20 protein-coding genes are annotated in these 17,796 nt (G+C 56.5%); 8 read left to right on the top strand and 12 right to left on the bottom strand.

From position 1 onward, the window contains the following. Positions 1-121: 121 nt before the first annotated feature. Positions 122-1,702, top strand: a complete 1,581-nt coding sequence (locus ACIQ20_RS07160; protein WP_395778821.1) for a lysine--tRNA ligase — start codon at positions 122-124, stop codon at positions 1,700-1,702. Further along, positions 1,693-2,226: a GNAT family N-acetyltransferase gene (locus ACIQ20_RS07155; protein ID WP_395778819.1), complete on the top strand. Its 534-nt coding sequence runs from the start codon at positions 1,693-1,695 to the stop codon at positions 2,224-2,226. Before ACIQ20_RS07160 ends, ACIQ20_RS07155 begins: the two co-directional genes overlap by 10 nt. Positions 2,227-2,721: 495 nt before the next feature. Here the strand turns inward: ACIQ20_RS07155 and ACIQ20_RS07150 are convergent, their stop codons facing one another. Beyond that, entirely contained in the window at positions 2,722-3,708 is a 987-nt protein-coding gene (locus ACIQ20_RS07150) for a sodium-dependent bicarbonate transport family permease (protein ID WP_395778817.1), read from the bottom strand. A gap of 165 nt (positions 3,709-3,873) precedes the next feature. Between ACIQ20_RS07150 and ACIQ20_RS07145 the strand changes: the two genes are divergently transcribed. After that, the gene (locus ACIQ20_RS07145; RefSeq protein ID WP_395778815.1) at positions 3,874-4,776 is read left to right on the top strand and encodes a LysR family transcriptional regulator; all 903 of its coding nucleotides are present in this window, start codon (positions 3,874-3,876) and stop codon (positions 4,774-4,776) included. Positions 4,777-4,886: 110 nt separating this feature from the next. Here ACIQ20_RS07145 and purS read toward each other — a convergent pair whose 3' ends face one another. Both purS and purC read right to left on the bottom strand, forming a co-directional pair. Continuing rightward, positions 4,887-5,129 (bottom strand): phosphoribosylformylglycinamidine synthase subunit PurS, encoded by a 243-nt coding sequence (gene purS / locus ACIQ20_RS07140; RefSeq protein WP_395778813.1) that lies wholly within the window; start codon positions 5,127-5,129, stop codon positions 4,887-4,889. An 8-nt stretch (positions 5,130-5,137) separates the two neighbouring features. Beyond that, positions 5,138-5,887: a phosphoribosylaminoimidazolesuccinocarboxamide synthase gene (purC, locus tag ACIQ20_RS07135; RefSeq protein WP_085340218.1), complete on the bottom strand. Its 750-nt coding sequence runs from the start codon at positions 5,885-5,887 to the stop codon at positions 5,138-5,140. Between the two features lie 222 nt (positions 5,888-6,109). Between purC and ACIQ20_RS07130 the strand changes: the two genes are divergently transcribed. The 4 genes from ACIQ20_RS07130 to ACIQ20_RS07115 all read left to right on the top strand — a co-directional run bounded on the left by ACIQ20_RS07130 (position 6,110) and on the right by ACIQ20_RS07115 (position 9,255). Beyond that, the gene (locus ACIQ20_RS07130) at positions 6,110-6,427 is read left to right on the top strand and encodes a DUF1476 domain-containing protein (RefSeq protein ID WP_395778811.1); all 318 of its coding nucleotides are present in this window, start codon (positions 6,110-6,112) and stop codon (positions 6,425-6,427) included. A 4-nt stretch (positions 6,428-6,431) separates the two neighbouring features. Continuing rightward, positions 6,432-6,629 carry a hypothetical protein gene (locus ACIQ20_RS07125; RefSeq protein WP_395778809.1) on the top strand — a complete coding sequence of 66 codons (198 nt, stop codon included), beginning with the start codon at positions 6,432-6,434 and terminating at the stop codon, positions 6,627-6,629. Between the two features lie 73 nt (positions 6,630-6,702). Beyond that, the gene (locus tag ACIQ20_RS07120; protein ID WP_395778807.1) at positions 6,703-8,226 is read left to right on the top strand and encodes a serine hydrolase; all 1,524 of its coding nucleotides are present in this window, start codon (positions 6,703-6,705) and stop codon (positions 8,224-8,226) included. Positions 8,227-8,358: 132 nt separating this feature from the next. Continuing rightward, complete coding sequence (locus tag ACIQ20_RS07115; RefSeq protein ID WP_395778805.1) at positions 8,359-9,255, top strand: RNA polymerase factor sigma-32; 897 nt, start codon at positions 8,359-8,361, stop codon at positions 9,253-9,255. Positions 9,256-9,263: 8 nt separating this feature from the next. On the opposite strand, the gene ACIQ20_RS07110 is transcribed toward ACIQ20_RS07115, so the two are convergent. Both ACIQ20_RS07110 and ACIQ20_RS07105 read right to left on the bottom strand, forming a co-directional pair. After that, positions 9,264-10,082 (bottom strand): DUF3108 domain-containing protein, encoded by an 819-nt coding sequence (locus tag ACIQ20_RS07110; RefSeq protein ID WP_395778803.1) that lies wholly within the window; start codon positions 10,080-10,082, stop codon positions 9,264-9,266. A gap of 152 nt (positions 10,083-10,234) precedes the next feature. Then, a complete protein-coding gene (locus ACIQ20_RS07105; protein ID WP_395778801.1) occupies positions 10,235-10,555 on the bottom strand; it encodes a hypothetical protein in 321 nt (106 codons plus the stop codon). Positions 10,556-10,830: 275 nt separating this feature from the next. Between ACIQ20_RS07105 and ACIQ20_RS07100 the strand changes: the two genes are divergently transcribed. Further along, entirely contained in the window at positions 10,831-11,172 is a 342-nt protein-coding gene (locus ACIQ20_RS07100) for a hypothetical protein (protein WP_395778799.1), read from the top strand. Positions 11,173-11,223: 51 nt separating this feature from the next. Here ACIQ20_RS07100 and ACIQ20_RS07095 read toward each other — a convergent pair whose 3' ends face one another. The 7 genes from ACIQ20_RS07095 to maiA all read right to left on the bottom strand — a co-directional run bounded on the left by ACIQ20_RS07095 (position 11,224) and on the right by maiA (position 17,565). Further along, positions 11,224-12,078, bottom strand: coding sequence for a hypothetical protein (locus tag ACIQ20_RS07095; RefSeq protein ID WP_395778797.1), 855 nt, complete (start codon positions 12,076-12,078; stop codon positions 11,224-11,226). A gap of 455 nt (positions 12,079-12,533) precedes the next feature. Continuing rightward, a complete protein-coding gene (locus ACIQ20_RS07090) occupies positions 12,534-13,538 on the bottom strand; it encodes a fumarylacetoacetate hydrolase family protein (protein ID WP_395778795.1) in 1,005 nt (334 codons plus the stop codon). A gap of 51 nt (positions 13,539-13,589) precedes the next feature. Further along, on the bottom strand, positions 13,590-14,150 hold the full coding sequence (locus ACIQ20_RS07085) for a VOC family protein (protein WP_395778793.1): 561 nt from the start codon (positions 14,148-14,150) through the stop codon (positions 13,590-13,592). A 15-nt stretch (positions 14,151-14,165) separates the two neighbouring features. Next, positions 14,166-15,281, bottom strand: coding sequence for an isoaspartyl peptidase/L-asparaginase family protein (locus ACIQ20_RS07080; protein WP_395778791.1), 1,116 nt, complete (start codon positions 15,279-15,281; stop codon positions 14,166-14,168). 22 nt (positions 15,282-15,303) lie between these two features. Further along, the gene (gene hppD / locus ACIQ20_RS07075) at positions 15,304-16,380 is read right to left on the bottom strand and encodes a 4-hydroxyphenylpyruvate dioxygenase (protein ID WP_395778789.1); all 1,077 of its coding nucleotides are present in this window, start codon (positions 16,378-16,380) and stop codon (positions 15,304-15,306) included. A 68-nt stretch (positions 16,381-16,448) separates the two neighbouring features. After that, complete coding sequence (locus ACIQ20_RS07070) at positions 16,449-16,892, bottom strand: MarR family winged helix-turn-helix transcriptional regulator (protein WP_395778787.1); 444 nt, start codon at positions 16,890-16,892, stop codon at positions 16,449-16,451. A gap of 31 nt (positions 16,893-16,923) precedes the next feature. Further along, positions 16,924-17,565, bottom strand: coding sequence for a maleylacetoacetate isomerase (gene maiA, locus ACIQ20_RS07065; protein WP_395778785.1), 642 nt, complete (start codon positions 17,563-17,565; stop codon positions 16,924-16,926). Positions 17,566-17,796: the final 231 nt, after the last annotated feature.

Here is a 17,796-nt window from a genome sequence, read left to right as displayed (position 1 = left end):
GGGCGCTACGCCGCGTAGCGGTTGGGGTGTCTGGGCAGGGTGCAAGGATTTGACCTTAAGGCGCGATTCCGTCACAAGGCGTGGCAACAACCTCCCACTCCAAGTGAAGAATGAGACCTGAATGGCGAACCGTGCACTTTTGGCGACAGAAGCCAAAGCTTGGCCCTTTGAACAAGCCCGTTTGCTGTTGGATCGGGTCAAGAAAGTCGGAAAACAGGGCCCGGTTATCTTTGAAACGGGCTATGGTCCGTCGGGCTTGCCACACATCGGCACCTTTGGCGAAGTCGTGCGCACGACGATGGTGCGCCAAGCCTTCATCGCGCTGACCGATGGCACACTGGAGACCCAGTTGATCTGTGTCAGCGATGACATGGATGGCATGCGCAAAGTGCCAGACAATGTGCCCAATCCAGAAACGCTGGTGCCCTATCTCCAAAAGCCTCTGACCGATGTGCCCGATCCATTTGGCACCCATGCCGGCTTTGCCCAGCACAATAATGCCCGCTTGCGCGGCTTCTTGGATAGCTTTGGCTTTGACTATCAGTTCAAGTCCGCCACTGAGCTTTACCGCTCTGGCGCTTTTGACGCGACCCTTTTGCGCGCGCTCGAAAAGTTTGACGAGATTATGGGCGTAATGCTGCCAACTTTAGGCGAAGAGCGGCGCGCGACCTATAGCCCGTTCTTGCCAATCTCCCCCACCACAGGCCGCGTTCTGTATGTGCCGATGAAGGCCATCGACGCCAAGGCGGGCACGGTGACCTTTGCCGATGAAGATGGCACGGACGTTACCGTCCCGGTCACCAGTGGCCAGGTCAAAATGCAATGGAAGCCAGACTTTGGCATGCGCTGGGCCGCCCTTGGTGTCGACTTTGAAATGTACGGCAAGGACCATCAGACCAATGGCCCGATCTATTCCAAAATCTGCCGCATCTTGGGTGCCGAGCCGCCGCTGCAATATTGCTTTGAGCTGTTCTTGGATCAAAATGGCGAGAAGATCAGCAAGTCCAAAGGCAATGGCATCGCAGTCGAGCAATGGCTGACTTATGCCCCGCCTGAGAGCCTGTCGCTCTATAATTTCCAAAAGCCACGCGTCGCCAAGAAGCTCTATTTCGACGTCATCCCGCGCGCTGTGGACGAATATGTCCAGTTCTTAGATGCCTTCCGTCGGGAAGAGCCTGCCAAGCAGCTCGAAAATCCTGTGTGGCACATCCATAATGGCCATCCACCCCAATATGGCTCGCCCATCAGCTTTGCCCTGCTTTTAAACCTCGTCTCTGCTGCGAACGCGGAAACAAAGGAGGTGCTGTGGGGCTTTATCAAGCGCTATGCGCCCGAAGCCACACCAGCTGATCAGCCTTTGCTCGATCAACTCGCAGGCTTTGCCGTCGCTTATTATCGCGACTTCATCCAGCCAACGAAGAAATTCCGCGCGCCGACAGAAGCGGAACTTGCCGCGATTTTGGACCTCAAAGCCCGTCTTGAAGCCATGGGGCCAGACATGCGCGACGGCGATGAAATCCAGAATATGGTGTTTGATGTCGGCAAGACGCACCAATTTGAAAACCTGCGCGACTGGTTCAAGGCGCTTTATGAAGTCTTGCTGGGTCAAGAACAGGGCCCGCGCTTTGGCGGCTTTGTGGCCTTGTTTGGCGTGACAGAAACTATTGCTCTGATTGAGGAAAGACTGGCTGCATGGTCTTAAAGCTGCGCGTCGCAACCCCTGCCGATATGCCGGAAATGAAGGCCTTGATGGCCTTGGCCATCGGGCAATTGATGCACGACTTTCTTACACCCGAACAAGTTGAAGGCAGTCACGAGACCATGGGGATCGATACCCAGTTGATCGAAGATGGCACCTATTTTGCGGTCGTGGAAGAAGACGGAAAAATCGTCGGCTGTGGCGGCTGGAGCCGGCGGGGGACTCTCTATGGCGGCGATCACAGCGCCGGGCGCGATAATCGCCTCCTCGACCCCGCGACCGAGCCCGCGCGCATCCGCGCCATGTATACCCACCCAGAGCATGTACGCCGCGGCATTGGCCAGATGATCATTGATGCAGGCGAAGCCGCTGCCCGCGCCGAAGGCTTCAAGAGCGCGCAAATGGGGGCCACTCTAGCAGGGGAGCCACTCTATCGCCGCTGTGGTTATGAGTTGATCGAAGTGATTGAAAAGCACGCCAGAAATGGCGCGATCATCCCTCTGAAAATCATGGGCAAGACGCTTTAGAAAAACAAGAAAGGTCGCTGGTTACCCAGCGACCTTTCCATTGCCAGACCGGCGAAACGGCCCGATCTCAATTCGAAGAAAGGCTCTTAATCCTTAAGCCTTCACCTCCGAAGGGATCCCGACAGACATTTCACTAAGGCGCAGACAATGAGACATAGGATCACCTCCTTTCAGTTACTAATGGGACCACCATAGCGTCTTAGTTTGAGGCGTCTGTCTAGGGGGTGGGGGGGATTTTTTCGGTGCGGCAGTCTGGCCCCTATCCCAAGTGGAGAGGCGAGAAGACCCATCCACTTAGATCGCACTTGCCGCAGGCTATGGTGCGGCAATGGCTTAAGTCGATTGTCTGCGCGCAAGATGGGGCATCAAGAGGCGCGCTTCGCGCGTCGGCGAAGCCGATTTCACCTCTCGCCTCCTCAGCTTGCGTCGAAAGAATTGCCCTTCGGCTTCAAGGCAAGCGGAATATGGCCTTGAACCGTTCCAAAGCAACATTTCCTAACCACCCCCCAACGCGCCGCGCCACAAGACCGCCACTTGATACACAGTCGGCACCCCGATGATCAACATGAAGGGGAAAGTGATACCCAGCGATGAGGTGAGATAGATCGCCGGGTTCGCGGTTGGAAATGTAGCGCGCACAGCTGCCGGGGCGTCAATGTACGAGGCGGACGCCGCGACCGCCCCAATGACAAAGGCCGATCCCAATGGCAGGCCCGCCCAAGTTGCCAAGCCTGAGGCAATGGCGCCGTGCACCATGGGTATTACGATCCCAAAAACCGCCATGGCCGGGCCTACTTTGGCGAACTCTTTCAAGTGCCGTGCCGCTGTCATGCCCATTTCCAGCAGGAAGAGGACCAGCACGCCCCGGAACAGATCGACAAAGAAGGGCTCAATCTTGGCGAAATTCCTCTCGCCGATCAGACCGCCGATCAGAAGGCCGCCGCCCAACAAGATAAGACCGCGTCCGCGCAGGGTCTCCATCAGGATTTCAGTCAGCTTGCCCTTATCCCCACCGGACCGGCTGAGCACGAAGCGCCCGTAAAACAGCGCGACCAATATTGCCAGCTCCATCAAGGCCACAAGCCCGGTGACATAACCGTCCATTGGCGTTCCCTTGCCCTCAGCATAGGTGCGCGCGACCACAAAGGTCACCGACGAGACTGAGCCGTAAAGGGCTGCAACGCCCGCCGCATTGGGTGTGTCCAAGCGCAACACGAACTTCGCCACCAAAAAGGCCATGAGGGGGAGGAGGAAAATCAGTGCCGCAGTTACGGCCAGCCCGTTGGCGATATCGGCAAAGGCCACGCCTGCCAGTTCTTGGCCGCCTTGTAGGCCAATGGAGAACAGCAAGAAGATCGCGAAAATTTTGATGACGGGCTCAGGTATCTCCAAATCCGACTTAATCAAAGTGGCGATCATGCCCAGCAGAAATGCCATGGTTATGGGCGAGACTAGGTTTTCAAGCAGGACTTCAACCGGCATATTTGGCTCCTCATTTGGGGGTGCGGTGCCGCTGCTTAGTCGGTCGCCCCCAGAAGGAGAAACGTGAAAACCTGATGGGATTTATCGGAAAAACCGTGGCGAAGCGCGGCGTAGAAGTCGCAAGTTGCGTTGACGCCGCGCTGCCATCGCCGCATTAGGTAAGCCATGTACGACGTTGACACCGCCTTTCTGCGCACCTTTGTGACGCTGGCCGATACTCGCAGTTTCTCGCGGACCGGCATCCTTGTGGGCCGATCCCAATCCGCTGTGTCGGGCCAGATCAAGAAGCTGGAAGAAATCTTCGACCGCCAATTGATTGAGCGCGACACCCGCAATGTTAGCTTGACCCAAGATGGCGAAAAGCTCTTGGGCTACGCGCGCGACATGATCGCCTCGGCCGATGCCATGCTGGCGCGGTTCAGGTCTCAGGACATCAGCGGTAAGGTACGGTTCGGCTCGCCCGAGGATTTCACAACCGCCCATTTACCCAACATTTTGGCTGCCTTTATGAATGCACACCCGCATGTGATGCTGCATGTCTCCTGTGCTCTGACACGAACTTTGATTGATGAATTTGAAGCAGGCTTGCATGACCTTGTGCTGATCAAGCAATCGACCGAGCGCGTCCATCCAGGTGCCCGTGCCATCTGGCGAGAGGAATTGGTTTGGGTTGGGCCTGCCAATGACATTTTGCCAAAGGGCTTTGATGAAGCCCGTGCGGTCTTTGCAAAGCGGCAACGGCCTTTGCCCTTAGTGCTGTCGCCACCAGCTTGTGTCTACCGCGAACGAGCGCTCGCAGCGCTTGATCGCGCGAAGGCGCCGTGGACAAGCGCGTTTACCAGCCCCAGTCATGCGGGTTGTGCGGCGGCCGTGCGCGCAGGCCTTGGCTATGCCGTGATGCCGCGCGGCCTGATCCAAGATGGGATCGAGGTGCTAGGGGATTGGCCGCCACTGGAAGCCGCCGACATGTGCTTACTGGAACCCTCACGGCAAACCCCTGCCGCCCAAGCGCTCGCCCATTTCATCGAAACACGGATGGAAGAACGCAAGGGAGCGACAAAAGCGTGATGAGGTATTTCTTGAGGTTTTGCGCTTTCCTTCTTGATAGCATCAGCCAATCAGGCAGCTTCCATGGAAGTGCCCGCTTTCTGCTGACGCTGCGGCGGGGATGTAGCCCCCTAAGCCGCGATTTCCACCGTCCAGCTTTCGATGACCGGATTGGCCAGAAGCTTGGCTGCCATTTCTTTGGCCCGCGCAGCGCCGCGTTCTGGGTCAGTTTCGTCGATTTCGATTTCGATTACTTTGCCGACGCGGGCATCTTCGGCCTCATGAAAGCCTAGGCCGCGCAGGGCTTCAGCAATGGCGCGGCCTTGGGGGTCCAACACGCCTTTCTTCAGACGGACATTCACAATGGCTTTCATCGGTCGGTTTAGCCTTCTACAAACGCGCTGCGTGGGTCTTTGAAAATGCCCAAGCGCTGGGCGACTTCGGCATAGGCCTCAGAGACGCCGCCTAAATCTTGCCGGAAGCGGTCTTTGTCCAGTTTGTTATTGGTGCGCGCATCCCACAAGCGGCAGGAATCTGGGCTGATTTCATCCGCCAAAACAGTGCGCACCATGTCGCCTTCATAGAGGCGGCCAAATTCAAGCTTAAAGTCCACCAAGCGGATGCCAACACCCGCAAACAGGCCGGACAAATAGTCATTGATGCGCAGGGCGAGGGCCATGATGTCATCAATTTCTTGTGTGGTGGCCCAGTTAAACGCGGTAATATGCTCTTCCGCGACGATGGGATCGCCCAAACCGTCGTTCTTGTAATAGAATTCCACGATCGAACGGGGCAGCAATTCACCCTCAGGAATACCCAAACGCTTGGAGATCGAGCCTGCAGCAACATTGCGCACGACGACTTCTAACGGGATGATTTCCACTTCACGGATCAATTGCTCGCGCATATTGAGGCGGCGGATGAAGTGCGTGGGCACGCCAATCGCATTGAGATTGGTCATGATGAATTCTGAAATCCGGTTGTTCAGAACACCCTTGCCTTCAATAATCGCATGTTTTTCAGCGTTGAAGGCGGTTGCATCGTCCTTGAAATACTGGATCAGGGTACCAGGCTCTGGCCCTTCATATAGGACCTTGGCCTTGCCTTCATAAATTTTCTTGCGGCGGGACATGGTCGCGCTCTCCTCAGTGGTCAGGTGGCAAGGCACGCACTCGCAGCCATCGCGGCCCGAGTCGAAACTCCTAACGACAAGCTCACCCTAACAGGCTGCGCGACAGGCCTCAATCATGTGGCGCATCCCCTTGCGCTTACTTGCGCAGAGACCTATCGAGACCACGTAGCCGTTCCCACTTAGGAACCTGTCCGCTGACGTGTTTTTTAAGGAAGTCTGACCATGAGCCAGTTCGATGAGCGCAAGAGCGCTGAAGAAGCCAAATATGCGCACGATAGTGAGCTTTCATTCAAAATCACCGCCCGCCGCAATAAACTTTTAGGTGCTTGGGCTGCAGGTCTTTTGGGCCTCGAAGGGGACGCTGCTGAAGACTATGCCAAGTCCGTCGTCATGGCTGATTTTGAAGAAGCGGGCGATGACGATGTCTACCGCAAAGTCAAAGCCGACCTCGACGCCAAGGGTATTGAAGTCAGCGAAAACCAGGTCCGCCGCGAAATGGAACAGCTGTTAGACGTAGCCCGCCAACAGCTGACGGCCTAAGCCCATGCGCCACGCGCTGACCTTGTGTGGTTTGGCCTTTGCATTGGCGACCTTGTCTGCCTGTGCCTTGGGCCCGGTTGAAGCCGATCCTGCCCAAGCAGAAGCCCGCGCCGCGGCCATGCGTCTCGATTGCTATCGTCGCGGTGGCACGTGGAGTGAAGAGACCCGCACCTGTGTCGGTGCCGATGCCATTCGGCGCTGAGAGGACTAGACAAGCCCGACCTCGGCCCCCCACTATGCTGGCTTTGTAGGGCGGTTAAGTGGGGGTCAATTTGATGCAGCGGCGGGCCTTTGTATCCTTGTTGGGCGCAAGCTTGGGGGCAGGCGTTATTGGCCCCGCCTATGCGGCCAAACGTAAACCCGATCCTCTCGCAGGTCTCGATGCCGAACTTGACCTGGCGCGCCAGAATTGGCGCGTGCCGGGCTTAGCAATTGCGGTCATTAAGGATGGTGCGCCGATCTATGCCAAGGGCTTTGGCTGGCGCGACGGGGCTAAGACCCGAGCAGTGACGCCCGATACCTTGTTTGGCTGTGCGTCGCTCACCAAGGCTTTCACCTCTGCCACGGTGGCGCTGTTGGTGGATGAAGGCAAGCTTGCCTGGGATGAACCCGTCACCACCTATTTGCCCGAGTTTAAAATGGCTGGCGGGGTGGAATATGCCAGCTTGAGCCTGCGCGACATGCTCTCGCACCGCACCGGCCTCGGCACCCACGACCTCGTCTGGTACAACAATGAGAAGCTGAGCAAGGCAGAGCTTTTGGCGCGCTTGCCTTACTTGGACACGTCAGCCCCGCTACGCAGCCAGTATCAGTACAATAACCTCATGTATATTCTGGCGGGCCTTGTCGTGGAACGCACAACGGGCCAGTCGTGGGAGGCCTTTACAGAGGCGCGATTGCTGAAGCCCTTGGGCATGGGGCGAACGGGCTTTAGCCCAAGTCAGATGGCCCATGATTCTGACTTCGCCTTTGGTCATAAACTTCTGCCTAACAAGCAAGCTGTGCAAATCTCCTTGCGGCCCGAAGATGCGATTGGCCCAGCGGGTGAGCTTCATAGTTCGGTCAATCAGTTTCTGCCTTGGATGGAATTGCAACTTGGCCGCGGCCAATATCGTGGCAAGCGGCTGATATCGGTGGCACAAAGTGAGGCCATGTGGGCCCCGCTTGTTTCGACTGGCGGCCAGCCCGAGGCAACGGAGTTGAGCCGTGGCCTTTATGGCCTAGGTTGGCGGACGGATTTTTATCGTGGCATGCGGCGGGTCGCCCATGGTGGCAATCTCAATGGCTTTTCTTCCCGCGTGACCCTGTTCCCCGAGCAGAATGTCGGCATCATCGCTTTCGCAAATATGCGCGGCACGCCTTTGCCCGGCCATGTGAGCCTTGATCTGTTCGATCGCTTAATGGGGTTAGCGCCTGCCAATTGGTCAGCTCGGGGGCTTGCCCGGCGCGATTCCAATGAGGCCAAGGCCGCCACCCAAACCCCGCCTATGCCGATCCCCAATACCACCCCTTCGCGAGAGCTTGCCGCCTTTGTCGGCACTTATGGACATAAGGGCTATGGTACTTGGACGGTCACCCTCGATGAGGCGGGATTGCAGGGGACTTATAATGAGATGCCAGTCCAACTAAAACATTGGCATTATGATGTTTTCAATTGCCAGCCAATGCGGGAAGATGATGACGATCTTCTGGATGTAAAGTTCGCCTTTCAAGCCGACATGGCTGGTAAAATCCGGTCCGTGGAAGTGCAGATGGATAGTGATTTCCCGCCTGTCATCTTTGTCCGGACATCTGGCTAAGATAGATCACGCGACCTCCCACCAAATTGCAGTTCTTCAGTCATGGATTTGTCATAACGATTGATCCAAGCGGCCCTCTCACGCGTAATGCTCATAACCAAATCAGGTGCGGACAAGGATCGGAGAGATCAAATGGCCACGTATGAGACAGCCGAAGCCCAAAGCGCAACGCGACGGTTTGTTAAACAGGCTATGAAGGCACCCTTGCTGGAGCATGATCACGAACGTGAACTAGCCGTTGCTTGGCGTGACCAGCAAGATGAGCGCGCACTGCACGAATTGACGACCGCCTATATGCGGTTGGTGATCTCCATGGCGGCCCGCTTCCGTAATTATGGTCTGCCGATGAGCGACCTCGTCCAAGAGGGTAACATTGGATTGATGCAAGCGGCCGCTCGCTTTGAGCCCGATCGCGAAGTGCGCTTCTCGACTTATGCAGCGTGGTGGATACGCTCAGCTATCCAGGACTATGTGCTACGCAATTGGTCAATCGTTCGCACCGGCACAACCGCGGCGCAAAAGTCCCTATTCTTTAATCTGCGCCGGCTGCGTGCGCTTATCAGCGACACGGGCGAAGCCATGATGACGCGTGAGAACCGCGAGATCATCGCCACGAAGCTCGGTGTGAGCGAGCGTGAAGTCGAACAAATGGCTTCCCGCCTATCGGCCAATGACCGCTCCCTGAATGCCCCAATGTCCGATGGTGTCGATGGCGGCGGTGAATGGCAGGATCTGTTACCCGATGAGGGGATTCTGCCTGATCAAGACGTGATGGAACGCACCGATACAGAGCGTCGCACCAATTGGATTCAAGAGGCGCTCAAATCCCTAAATCCGCGCGAGTTGGCAATCATTCAGCAGCGCCGCTTGACCGAAGAGGGTGCGACCCTAGAATCCTTGGGCGTGCGGATGGGCATCTCGAAGGAGCGGGTTCGCCAGATTGAGCATCAGGCGATGAAGAAACTCAAAGCCGCCTTGATCAAAAGGGTTGGGGACCCTGAGGATAGCGGCCTTTTGCCAGATGTCTGATCGGTTCGTTAGCGCACCACCGCCCGGTCGGCATAGAGAACCGCCGTGTAAATGCCCTTGGAACCGGTCATACGCACGGGGACAGAGACGCCCATTTTGCCGACATCCGCGAGCCAGATTTCAAGGCGGATCGGATCGCGCGACTCGTTTGGCTTCTTCTGATTAAAGCCCGCCACTTCGGTATAGGTGCCCCGGCAATAGGTTGCTGGGCCTTTATAGGCTGGTGTAGAAACGTTTTCGATCCCAACATATTGGGTGCGGATGTCATAGCGTCGCTTGCCATCGAAAATCTTGACCGCGCCACCACAGGCCCGACCCGCATCTCGGCCGGTCACCAGCGAGAGCTCCATCAAGCCTGTAACTGGGTCGACTGCTTCAAGCTTTTGGGCCAAAGTCGCCGGTGGAAAGCCCATGCTACTCCACATCGGTGCAGCTGTTACATCAACCGAGCGGCCCCCAATAGCCATGGTGATGCGGCGCTTTTTACCATTGGTTTCTTGATTGACGAACGACCGTGGCTTTAATTGGCCATCGTCAATCGCACCTCTAACGGTTGCAACGCCAGCATCATTATTGAACGAAGCGGCGATGCCGGAGGTGCGATACGTCGCCTCACCGCTATAGCTATCTTGCGTCAGACTGACTTTGAACGAGCCTCGTGCTAGTTCCAACGGCCCAATTCTCGCCCGCAAGGAAATGTCGACCGATCGGCTCTGACCCGGGGCCAAAGTAGTCAGGAGGCTCTGGGAGGGGCCGTTCTGGGCGATGCTGGGGGTTGCAAGCACACAAAGGGCCGCAATCGAACGCACCAGAGAGAGGTTTGACATCAGAATTTCTTTCGTTTCGGCTTTTAGAAGAAGGCTAAGCTAGACTTTTCTTCCTGAACGCAGGGTGATTGCTTATGGTCGCAAATGTGGCGCTGTCTAGCCACTGGCTGCACCTAGAAACAGCCCGTTGGTGTCGATCTCGAAGATCTTATTTAGTAATTCTGACAAGCAATTTGAAGCTGGCCCCGCCAATCCGCAACAAGGGACGGGAGTAGGTCAGGCGCATTATTGGCATCGTTCAAATGGACGTCCACAGCGCGTGCAGCTTCGCCAAGGGCGCTAAAGCCGAACGTAGCGGCATTGCCGGCGTGGACATGGGCAAGACGGCGCAACTCTTTATAGGTCCGGGGTTCCGCAAAGCCGAAATCGACCTCACTTTGTAGCCCTTCTAGCGTGCCGAGTTCGTCCTTTAGGCTGACCATGTAGCTTGCTTTAATAGCTGATAAATCTGGCGAACTGCCGAACGGACGCATGCCTTTTCTCCCGAAGTTTCCTAAGGATACAGGGAAATGCTTATCGCTTTCATAAGCATCTACGGACCTTTTCAGACGGTTTCATGACAATTCTGTAACGGTTTACAGGGGTTATCTATATGTTCTGTAAGGATAATTTGTGATACTTTGCAATTATGTCGCTTAAAAGTCATATAAATGTCATAAAACTGTTGTCACATAGTCATTTTAGTGTCACATTCGACGCACGGGACAGTTTGGGTCGCGCAATTTTGTGGGTCATTGAGGAGATAACCATGACACACCGTTTTGTTGGACTAATTGCTTTTGCGGTTTTAGCTGCTGGTTCTGCACAGGCAGAGATCGCCGATCAAAAGGTGGCAGCCAATGCTGCGCCGGAGGTGGTTTTCAAGCAGATTGAGCGGGCCGCGACCAAAATGTGTGCCGAGGCCGCACGTCGGGACCGGGTGGTGAATGAGGCAGAGTGCGTCAACACCTTAATTGCCTATGCCGTTGCAGAAGCTGATCGTCCCAGCTTAACCGCTGTCGCTCTGGCCGAACGTCCTGCGATCGCAACTGTGCGCGTGCAAATGCCTGAGGCAAATCCAGCCCTGCAAACAACGTCGCTGGCCCAGTAATCTAGGCCGCACACGGCGGGAAAAAACTTTGGAATGGCTTGCTCTACGGCCTCATCCGTCGGTCAAGCGGGCGCGGGCGAGCTTTGCTTGAATTTGGCGCAGTTCTCTATCGGCTAGTTTCACCTGCGCCGCCACATCAGAACGGATGCGGGCGACATCGGTCGGTCTCAACAAGGTGCACTCCCGGTCAATCTGCGCTGTGCCGCAGAATTTCCTGCCATCGGCTCGCACGACGAAGAATGACGGGTCCTGTTCATTGATTCGCGCGGCGAGCGCTTGACTGACCTCTAACCGAGCCAATGCCTGATCGAGCGCGCGCTCAAGACCCTCATACTGGCTTTGAGTGATGACCATGGGGCCATCAAGGCTGATTTGAACTGCAGCAATATTGGCCTTTTCAGCGGCTTTAGCTGCATCAACAGCTTGCTCTGCCCATTTGGCCGATCGACTTGCCTCAGCCTCTGCAAGCGCTTTTAAGCCCTTCAAACTGGCGGGTGCAAATGCTGCTGCCGGAGCCATTGGTGGCGCGGGAGGCTCAGGTGGGGCCGGAACTGTAACTGGGGTATGAGCGTCAAACTGGGGTGCCGCATCGGCCATCACCAACCGAGGTGTGGCATGTGCCAATGGCCCCTGAAAAACCTCGGCGACTAAGCTTTTGTGCGGGGCCGCATGCGCGCGTTGAGGTTTTGTGGCAGCAGGGCTTGTGCCAGCCAGCTCGGGCGATGCGCGCATCTCCACCTTGCGGGGGGGCGTCGTGTTGCCATAGGGCAGGCCCATAGCCAATTTCAGGCCGTCTAGGCTAGAGGCGCGGGCGTCTGGCGTTGCCCACAAACCATTAATAGAGCCTGCAGCCCCAAAGCTAGCCAGCAGGACCGCCGCAGCACACACTGTAAGTCGAAGTCGCAAGGCAAATCACCTCATGAGCGGCATTAGGGGAGGGCCACTAAATCCCTTCCACCCCATCCCGGCAGGCTCGTCAACGCGCATGAGCGAAATTCCGTACAATCTAACATAAGTTTAACAATGCCGTCATGGAAAACGCGTCTTGGGGGGCAGTTATCCACGAGTGGCAAGGGGAGAGTGTGCCTGTTCACTAAGAGGGCCTTTGCTGCAGGCTGTACCTCCGCAAAGGCCATGTTCGAGTGTTTGCGCAGAAAAACTGTCAGGCGGCTTCAAGGAAAGTGGAGCGTACACTTGAACCGATCTAAGTCGAAACCCGCCTTGTTAGGCGCGAGCTAACACGCTTATGCGCCGTCATCCCGGACTGCGTCAGCCGATCCGGAACTCCGAACGCAAAGTCCACCAAGATCCCCGCTCTCCGCTTCACTTCTTTGGGGATGACAAGTGCAAGGTCTAAACACCTACCCGCTCACCTTCTGCTCAATCGCGCCGAAGATCGAATGGCCTTTGGAATCGTCGGCCCAGATGCGCACGACTTGGCCGTGTTTGAGGAAGGGCGTTTTGGCGGCACCGTGGAGGATGGTTTCCACAACGCGGACTTCTGCCAAGCAGGAATAGCCAAGGCCGCCTTCAGCGATTGGCTTACCTGGGCCGCCTGCCGCATCGCGGTTGGAGACGGTGCCAGAGCCGATGATGGTGCCAGCGCATAGATTGCGGGTGCGTGCGGCATGGGCGATTAAGTCACCGAAATCGAAGGTCATATCCAAGCCCGTTTCAGCCCGACCCAGCGGTGTGCCATTGAGGTCGACGCTCAAAGTGACATGCAGCTTCCCGCCATCCCACAGGGGCCCGAGGCTTTCTGGTGTGACTGCGACAGGGGAAAAGGCGCTGGCAGGCTTGGCTTGGAAGAAGCCGAAGCCTTTGGCCAATTCGTTGGGGATCAGATTGCGCAGGCTGACATCATTGACCAAGCAGACAAGCGCAATGTGGTCGCATGCGGCCTCTGCGCTGATGCCTTGCGGCACATCGGTGGTGATGACAGCCACTTCGGCTTCAAGGTCACAGCCCCATGTCTCATCGGCGAGCATGATGGGCGAACGTGGCGGCAGGAAGTCGTCAGAGCCGCCTTGATACATCAACGGGTCGGTCCAGAAGCTGTCTGGCATCTCCGCACCACGGGCTTGTCGCACCAACTGGACATGGTTCACATAGGCCGAGCCATCGGCCCATTGATAGGCGCGGGGCAGTGGCGAATGGGCTTCGCGCTCATGAAAGCGCTCGGTCGGCACCGCGCCACGTTCTAGTGCTTCGCTCAACGTCTGCAGAGCCGGGCCACAATGGGCCCAATCGTCTAATGCGGCTTGCAAAGTGGGGGCAATCAAGGCCGCGTCGGTGCAATAATTGAGGTCGGACGAGACGACGACGAGGCGTCCATCGCGGCCAGATTTTAGAGAAGCAAGTTTCATGGGCGTTTCCTAATGGCTGGGTGGTCCCAGAGCGCTTTTATCGAGCACGTTTTAGATAGGGTCTGAATTTTTATGGCTGGCACGGGCCTTGGCGTGCAGCCAATCGGCATGGCGCGGGGCTTTCTTGGTCTTGGACCATTCGTCCAGCATGTCTGGGGCCACGCGGCGCAATTCGGTCAACTCCGCCGCGGTGCCGGTGTCATGGGCCAGTTCCAGCCTGTGACCATTGGGGTCAAAGAAATAGATAGAGCGGAAAATGCCATGGTCAGTCGGGCCGATCACAGAACAACCGCGCGCCTCGGCACGGACCTTGCCAGCTAGAAGTGCCTCTTCATTGGCGACCTTAAAGGCGATGTGCTGTACCCATTCTGGCGTATTGGGATCGCGGCCCATGTCGGGCTGCTCTGGCAACTCAAAGAAGGCCAACACATTGCCGCCGCCTGCATCGAGAAAGACGTGCATATAGGGGTCATAGGCCCCGGTTGAGGGAACATGATCTTCGGCAAAGGCGACTTGGAAGTCCATGCCCAGAACGTCGTGGTAGAATTCCACTGTCTCCTTGGCATCGCGGCAGCGATAGGCGACGTGGTGAATGCCCAAAAGCTGGCTCATATTTGCTCCTGCTCCCTAGTTTTCGTCCGCATAGATGGCGACACGAGCGGGACTAATTGCGCTCATCTGTGCACGATACATCCCAGGTGTGTTCATGCTGGAAACGGTTTGACCCCGGGCATTGACGACGATCACGCCGCCATCGCCACCCAAAGCCGTGAGGTCCTTTTTCATAACAGCGTCCGCCGCGATTTGCAGGTCCATCCCGGGTTCAGCCGCCTTGTCACAAATGGCGCGGGCAACACCCAAGCGGATGAAATATTCACCCGTCCCGGTGCCAGAGACCGCGCATGCAGGCGTGGCATAGGTACCCGCCCCGATCACCGGCACATCACCAACGCGCCCCCATTTCTTGCCCGTCAGGCCGCCCGTCGAAGTGCCTGCGACCAACACGCCCTTGGTGTCGCGCACGACAATGCCGATCGTGCCAAAACGCGCTTCGCCTGACTTGGCGGCATTGGGGCCAGAGCGGACGGGGCCGTCATTATTGAGACCAGCGGGCTTCTGCGGGATCGGCATTCTCTGTTCGGTCAGAACTTCTTCCAGAATTTGCCAGCGCCGGGCCGTCAGGAAGAAAGTGTTTGGCACTTGCTCGAGACCTTGATCGCGCGCGAACTGATCTGCGCCATCGCCAATCAGAAAGACGTGCTGGGTCTTTTCCATTACCGCACGCGCGGCACTAATCGGGTGCCTCGTTGTCAGCATACCAGCAACGGCACCAGCCTTCAGGCCCGGCCCCACCATGATGGCTGCATCCAACGTCGCCTTGCCAGATGCATCAATGGCGGCACCGCGGCCGGCATTGAACAGGGGATTATCTTCCAGATAGCGTGCGGTCGCCTCCACAGCGTCAATGCCGTCACCGCCCTTGCGCAAGATGTCGGCACCAATCTCAATCGCTTCAGCCAAAGCAGTGCGGTAGGCTCTGTCTTGTTCAGGCGTCAGATTTTTCCGCTCAATTACGCCAGCGCCGCCATGAATCGCTATCGACCAAGCCGGAATGGGGGCAGGTGGGGATGCAAGGAAAGTGCGGGTCTTCTCGGGCCCGTCCCCCATTTGGGTTGTCACGGTGCAGGCACCCAGTGCCAAACTCAATGCCGTAATCCCGCAGAGCGCCCCTAATTTGCCCATTATAAACCGCTCCCCTATGGCCTTAACCTTGCAAAACGCCGCGCCGAATTTGGTCCAATTCGATGCTTTCAAACAGAGCTTTGAAATTGCCTTCGCCAAAGCCCTCGTTTCCTTTTCGCTGGATAAATTCAAAAAAGATAGGCCCAACGGCATCCTTGCCGAAGATTTGCAACAACAGACCTTGGCCTTCACTGGGCGCACCGTCGATCAGAATCCGGCGTTGGCGCAGGGCCTCTACGTCGTGGCCATGGCCGGGTAGGCGGGTGTCGATCAAGTCGAAATAGGTGTCGATAGTGTCTTGCAACTCCACACCCCGGGCACGCAATTGATCGACGGTGATCATAAGATTGGTCGACCCCATGGCTATGTGCTGAATGCCTTCGCCCTTATAGCGCTGGAGAAATTCTTCGATCTGGTCGGTCTTGCCTGCTTCACCCTTGCTCTCGTTCAAGGGGATACGGATCTTGCCGCAAGGACTGGTCATAGCCTTGGAGAAAAGGCCGGAGACTTTGCCTTCAATGTCGAAATAGCGGATCTCGCGGAAGTTGAAGATGCGCTCATAATAGTCCGCCCACACATCCATTTTGCCCCGGAACACGTTGTGGGTCAGGTGGTCGAGATAGGTAAGGCCGGTCGAATTGATTGCTTCTTCTTCGGCAGCACCGGGAATAGGTTTAAAGTCCACATCATAAATGCTCTGCGCCCCATAGCGATCAACCAGATAGATGAAAGCCCCACCAATGCCTTTAATTGCTGGGATGTCCAATTCCATCGGCCCGATGGGGCTGTCCACGGCTTCTGCGCCGCGCGCGATGGCCTCGCGAAAGGCTTGGGCGGCGTCTTTGACCCGAAACGCCATCGCATTGGCAGATGGCCCGCGCTGTTCGCGGAATTCTGCCGCTTGGCCCACAGGTTCCATATTGAGGATGAAGTTGATGTCGCCTTGCTTAAAGCGGATCACATTTTTGGAGCGGTGCTGCGATACCGCCGTAAAGCCCAATTGGCGGAAGTAGGTGGCTAAGGCATCCGGGTCAGGGCTGGTGAATTCAACAAACTCAAAGCCGTCAGTGCCAAGTGGGTTTTCAAACAAGTCCGCCATAGGGTGCTCCAACCAAGAAAGCCCGATTATAGTTTCATTTGTTACTAATTGCCAAGATGGGCGCACGTTTATTTTGCTAGTTTTTCCGCCTGTTCTTCCAACTTGCGCAGCATCATATCGAGGCGTTCGGCTGCCGGACCGCCAATGGCCTCAATCAAGGATTTCTCAAAGGCGAGCGCGACAGGGGCCACGTCTTGGACGATGGAGACGCCGGCGGCGGTTAGGCTCAATTCCACGGCCCGGCGGTCTTTGTCGCTGGGCTTGGACTGGACAAGACCACGCGTTATCAATGCTTGCGCGGCACGGCTGACCGTTACTTTGTCCATCGCCGTGCGGCTGACCAAGGTTTGCTGCGACAGGGGTTGGCCTTCAGAAAGAATGGCCAGCAAGCGCCATTGCGGGATCGTCAACCCAAACCGCGCTTCATAGGCTTTAGAGATCAGCGCGCTGACCTTGTTGGACGCCACACTGAGCCGATAAGGGAGGTAGGTTTCAAGATTGAGTGGTTTCATGATCTTGGCGTCCGTCCCGTCTGGAAACAAATTATCCAGCCTGTGTCTCAGGCGCGGTAATAACAAAGGCTGGGTGGGCGCGTGCTTTTGCGTCTGCCGCAACTAACAGCGGGAAGGGCGCTAGGTCCACGCCATAACGGCGGGCATTATTCATCTGCGGTACCAAGCAAATATCAGCCAAAGTGGGGGTTGGGCCAAACAAATAGTCTTGTCCCTCATGCCAGCCGCGCTTGGCTGTCTCCGCTTCTAAAGCGATAAAGCCCTTAGCGATCCACTCTGCACACCATTGGATTGTGCGGGCTTCATCGGCTCCAAAATCCGCAATCAGTTTGCGTCGAACCCCGAGATTTTGGACCGGGAAGATATCGCTCGCAATGGCATGGGCAAAGGCACGGCATAAAGCGCGTTGCCAAGGGTCCGCCGGATAGAGGCTCGGCTGTGGGATGGTGTCTTCCAGCCAATCCATAATGGCGAAGGATTGGGTCAAAACGCCTTGCTCGGTCACAATCGCGGGAACCCGGCCTTCGGGGTTGAGGGCTTGGTAGGCTTCAGACAAGTGGTCATTGGCGATTAAGGAGACGGCGTGGCTTTCACTTGCCACCCCCTTTAATGCCAGAGCGATACGGGCCCGGTACGAGGCTGAGGAATGAGAAAACGTGTGTAATTGAAGCATGGACGCTTCCTAGCATAATGTAGGCCTAGTCACCATATAAGCGGAGAAACAAGGTCTAAAAGTGCTGTGATCTCGACTTCTAGGTTAAAGCCTAGCAGCCGATAGGATCGTGTCCCATGGCGTGGTGTAACAGCGGCGTCATGATGTAGCCGGTTTAGGGCTGAGTTGATCATGTTCAGGGGACTGCGCTGAGCATGACGATGGGATCATTGCTTAAAGGTGCGAGAGTTT

This window comes from Aquidulcibacter sp. (assembly GCF_044346625.1).
GTDB lineage: Bacteria > Pseudomonadota > Alphaproteobacteria > Caulobacterales > Aquidulcibacteraceae > Aquidulcibacter.
Note: the sequence above shows the minus strand (reverse complement) of the source record. Positions and strands in the feature narration are given on the sequence as shown.

Bases quoted from the DNA above. Each gene is read 5' to 3' on its own strand.
- hppD (WP_395778789.1), bottom strand. From the start codon at position 16,380: ATGGCGGACTTGTTTGAAAACCCACTTGGCACTGACGGCTTTGAGTTT.
- purS (WP_395778813.1), bottom strand. From the start codon at position 5,129: ATGAAAGCCATTGTGAATGTCCGTCTGAAGAAAGGCGTGTTGGACCCC.
- ACIQ20_RS07085 (WP_395778793.1), bottom strand. From the start codon at position 14,150: ATGAGCCAGCTTTTGGGCATTCACCACGTCGCCTATCGCTGCCGCGAT.
- ACIQ20_RS07125 (WP_395778809.1), top strand. From the start codon at position 6,432: ATGCGCCACGCGCTGACCTTGTGTGGTTTGGCCTTTGCATTGGCGACC.
- ACIQ20_RS07110 (WP_395778803.1), bottom strand. From the start codon at position 10,082: ATGTCAAACCTCTCTCTGGTGCGTTCGATTGCGGCCCTTTGTGTGCTT.
- ACIQ20_RS07120 (WP_395778807.1), top strand. From the start codon at position 6,703: ATGCAGCGGCGGGCCTTTGTATCCTTGTTGGGCGCAAGCTTGGGGGCA.
- ACIQ20_RS07130 (WP_395778811.1), top strand. From the start codon at position 6,110: ATGAGCCAGTTCGATGAGCGCAAGAGCGCTGAAGAAGCCAAATATGCG.
- ACIQ20_RS07150 (WP_395778817.1), bottom strand. From the start codon at position 3,708: ATGCCGGTTGAAGTCCTGCTTGAAAACCTAGTCTCGCCCATAACCATG.
- ACIQ20_RS07070 (WP_395778787.1), bottom strand. From the start codon at position 16,892: ATGAAACCACTCAATCTTGAAACCTACCTCCCTTATCGGCTCAGTGTG.
- ACIQ20_RS07080 (WP_395778791.1), bottom strand. From the start codon at position 15,281: ATGGGCAAATTAGGGGCGCTCTGCGGGATTACGGCATTGAGTTTGGCA.
- ACIQ20_RS07100 (WP_395778799.1), top strand. From the start codon at position 10,831: ATGACACACCGTTTTGTTGGACTAATTGCTTTTGCGGTTTTAGCTGCT.
- purC (WP_085340218.1), bottom strand. From the start codon at position 5,887: ATGTCCCGCCGCAAGAAAATTTATGAAGGCAAGGCCAAGGTCCTATAT.
- ACIQ20_RS07155 (WP_395778819.1), top strand. From the start codon at position 1,693: ATGGTCTTAAAGCTGCGCGTCGCAACCCCTGCCGATATGCCGGAAATG.
- ACIQ20_RS07105 (WP_395778801.1), bottom strand. From the start codon at position 10,555: ATGCGTCCGTTCGGCAGTTCGCCAGATTTATCAGCTATTAAAGCAAGC.
- ACIQ20_RS07090 (WP_395778795.1), bottom strand. From the start codon at position 13,538: ATGAAACTTGCTTCTCTAAAATCTGGCCGCGATGGACGCCTCGTCGTC.
- ACIQ20_RS07115 (WP_395778805.1), top strand. From the start codon at position 8,359: ATGGCCACGTATGAGACAGCCGAAGCCCAAAGCGCAACGCGACGGTTT.
- ACIQ20_RS07160 (WP_395778821.1), top strand. From the start codon at position 122: ATGGCGAACCGTGCACTTTTGGCGACAGAAGCCAAAGCTTGGCCCTTT.
- ACIQ20_RS07145 (WP_395778815.1), top strand. From the start codon at position 3,874: ATGTACGACGTTGACACCGCCTTTCTGCGCACCTTTGTGACGCTGGCC.
- maiA (WP_395778785.1), bottom strand. From the start codon at position 17,565: ATGCTTCAATTACACACGTTTTCTCATTCCTCAGCCTCGTACCGGGCC.